At 59.6% G+C, this 2,353-nt stretch carries 3 protein-coding genes; all 3 read right to left on the bottom strand.

Annotation, left to right across the window (positions count from 1 at the left end; genetic code table 11):
- Positions 1-449: 449 nt before the first annotated feature.
- Positions 450-1,232 carry a hypothetical protein gene (locus ACLQ7E_RS05245; protein WP_411731517.1) on the bottom strand — a complete coding sequence of 261 codons (783 nt, stop codon included), beginning with the start codon at positions 1,230-1,232 and terminating at the stop codon, positions 450-452.
- Positions 1,229-2,041 (bottom strand): hypothetical protein, encoded by an 813-nt coding sequence (locus tag ACLQ7E_RS05250; RefSeq protein WP_411731518.1) that lies wholly within the window; start codon positions 2,039-2,041, stop codon positions 1,229-1,231. The genes ACLQ7E_RS05245 and ACLQ7E_RS05250 overlap by 4 nt, the downstream gene beginning before the upstream one ends.
- 125 nt (positions 2,042-2,166) lie before the next feature.
- Positions 2,167-2,353: pyrophosphorylase (locus tag ACLQ7E_RS05255; RefSeq protein WP_411731519.1), on the bottom strand; the 187-nt coding region annotated here is incomplete at its 5' end.

Here is a 2,353-nt window from a genome sequence, read left to right on the forward strand (position 1 = left end):
CTGAATGGCAGTCTTTGCCTGCTCCGTTGATAGGACACGCGACATGAAATCCTCCAAGAATCTTGGTGATGTCCCCGCGCAAACGCGCTACTAGGAGACTCGAACGAGAATAACTCTAACAAGATGACATGCCCTGTTCCAAGTACTACGCTCATAAATTTCTCGTGTTGGCAAGAAATACAACGCCCAGGCAGATACAGATACTTTAACTACTCAAGTTGGCTGTGAGTACGGTTTTCAGACGGAGCGAGAAGGCCACCAGGAGCAGCCGTCATGCATTGACACATGATCGTGCAGGCGGAATGGCTTACCGATCAACGCAAAAATTGAACCATCGCGTCCGAGGCAACTACCCCCCAAGAGCACTGGGCGGGCCAACCGTCAGCGCCTTTTCAGGAAATCCACCCACGGCACGATCCTTCCGTATCGGATCCCCGACGCATCTTCGATCAGCCCGCCCTACGACTCGCCGACCACGCCACGTCACGCGAACGCGAACCGCTCACCGCGAAAAAACGCGCAGCCAGCTGCGCCCGGCGCAACGACTCACCCTTCGCCTGATCCGGCGAACCGGCAGCATTCGCATGCCCACCCAGCATCGTTTGCCCCGCAGGAAGCAGCGTGTGCCACTCTGCGGACGCGACGTCGTCGGTCACATAGACCTCAACGGCGTCCGGCGCGAAACCAACGGCATCCAACCGCGCCGACCCCCGCCGAAGGGACAAGGCCGAAAAATTGCCATTGAGCTGCGCCAACAGCTGGTCGAGCTTCTCCCCCGCCAGGCTGATCTCCTCGAAGCGGTCCTTGCCGATCGCCCAGGTGGCTACAGTCCTATCCGGAACGGTCAACGGATCCGTCGGAGGATCGGGCAGAACCTCGGTTCCCTGCCTCGCCGCCCGAAGGGCACGCCCAAGGGTCATTCCGAGAACGGCACAGCCCACCAGCGCGGCAATCGACCAAGTGATCGGACCGAAATTGATCAGCAACACCATGGAAAGACCGATCACCAGTGGATAGACCATCATGCGCTTGTAGGGATCCTGCCGCGCTCCGGAAACAAACGAGAGCAACAGGACAACAGCGGAGAAAAGGACCACGAGAACCGGAAAGGCACCAAAGACGAAAGAGATCGCCAGGCCCACAATCGCCGCAGCGAACGCAAGGACGTAACGTCCCCGCGTGGGGCGCGCCACCCGGGCACCCGGCGTCAATCGACGCCCACCGGAAATCATGAAGCCAGCGTCCTCCAATCGGCGATCGTCGGCGAGCTAAACCACGTCATTTGGGGATCCGCACCGCCCTTTCGGTGGAAATACCATACCGCAGCCAACGCCTTGTCCAGAGTCGTGGTTTCCCAGGACGCATGAGAAAGAAACATGTCCCCAATCATCACATCCACCTGCCCGGGATCACTGCCGGGCGATGTCAACACGCTCCACTGATCCTCTACCGCGGTATCGGCGGCAAAGAACACCATCAGGGGACCCTGCGCATTTCCTGCAACGGTAAGGCAGGCGTCACCACGCGTGGCACTCACCAAGGTGCGCCGGTCACCGTCCAATGAGTGGATCTTGGCAACCAGGGCCGCCTCCGAGAACCCGGCCTCGTGGAAGATCTTCCGGCCAAAGCGCCACTCCAACGAATCACTCGCTCCCGACTGGGAACGCTTCGATGCCGGTGCCCCACGGCCGCGGCGCCGATCCAACTCAGAGCGCAGCACAGCTCCCGCAATCCATCCAGCTAGGCCACTGAGCCACCATGTCCCAAGGACCATGGGGATATTGGGTGCCAGCCAGGTAATCAATGTCGGTGCCAAGATGAGAGCAGCCAGCAGCGTGAACGGCGCACCATAGGCAATGAAGGCTAGGGTTCCGGTCAAAAGCAGTCCACCAAGAACGATTCCCAGTATGTCAAGGAGATCATTTTGCCCAAACGCCAAGGAGCCGACAACTGCGACACCCAGTGCAATAAGAACCGCAATAATCCTTATGACAATGTCTGAACTAGTCATCCGTTCATAGTGTCGCTGTTTAAATTGCATGCTCGCCTTCCAATTTTTTCCATACGTTTTCGAGGCCGGAACCGATATCGGCAAAAAGATGGAAAACGCCCCCGCCGCCAGAGCGGCACCACGGCCGGCGGCAACGGGGGCGAACCAGGGACTGGCTAGTTGCCGCCACCCGCGGTGAAGATGTTCGAAGAGATCTGGTTCAGCTGGCCACGCAACTGCTCCAGTTCGGTGCGTGCCTTGTCCAGCGCGGCCTTCGTCTCGGGCCACGTTGAACCACGGAACTGGGAAGCCAGGGGCCCGTCCCAGACGTTCGGGTCCGACAGGACCCGTCCCTGGGCGTCC

The organism is Paeniglutamicibacter sp., from assembly GCF_046714615.1.
Lineage (GTDB): Bacteria > Actinomycetota > Actinomycetes > Actinomycetales > Micrococcaceae > Paeniglutamicibacter.